The sequence below is a fragment of the Pseudoalteromonas sp. SG44-8 genome (assembly GCF_014164125.1).
In the GTDB taxonomy this organism is placed as follows: Bacteria; Pseudomonadota; Gammaproteobacteria; order Enterobacterales; family Alteromonadaceae; genus Pseudoalteromonas; species Pseudoalteromonas rhizosphaerae.
Genome location: NZ_JACJEQ010000082.1, coordinates 1 through 696, shown reverse-complemented (window position 1 = coordinate 696; position 696 = coordinate 1). Strand labels below are relative to the sequence as shown.

Here is a 696-nt window from a genome sequence, read left to right as displayed (position 1 = left end):
CTCACCGTCAGCGCCACACAAAGTGATGCGGCGGGTAACACCTCCAGTGCAGCCAGCACCTCAGTGATTTTAGATAACGCAGCACCGAATGCCTTGACCATAAGCACCCCGATTGAGGTTGATGGCCGGATCAATGCTGTAGAAGATGGCAGTGTATTGATCACGGGCTCTGGGGCAGAAGCCAATGCCAGCGTCAGTGTAACTATCAGCGATGGCGCGAATAACTTATCACGGACTGTGACGGCTGATGGCTCTGGGGCATGGACTATCAGTGGTAGTGAGTTTGATGTCAGCAGCTTTAATGATGGCACGCTCACCGTCAGCGCCACACAATCGGATACAGCGGGCAATACTTCAAGTGCAGCCAGCACCTCAGTGATTTTAGATAACGCAGCACCGAATGCCTTGACCATAACGACCCCGATTGAGGTTGATGGCCGGATCAATGCTGTAGAAGATGGCAGTGTATTGATCACCGGCTCCGGGGCGGAAGCCAATGCCAGTGTCAGTGTAACTATCAGCGATGGCGCGAATAACTTATCACGCACCGTGACGGCTGATGGCGCAGGTACATGGACTATCAGTGGTAGTGAGTTTGATGTCAGCAGCTTTAATAACGGCACACTCACCGTCAGCGCCACACAAAGTGATGCGGCGGGTAACACCTCCAGTGCAGCCAGCACCTCAGTGATTTTA

At 53.2% G+C, this 696-nt stretch carries 1 protein-coding gene; it reads left to right on the top strand.

What is annotated here, in order from left to right; translation table 11 throughout:
• Positions 1-696, top strand: a 696-nt coding sequence (locus H5163_RS21075) for an Ig-like domain-containing protein (RefSeq protein ID WP_182735897.1), incomplete at both ends; no start/stop codon positions are given.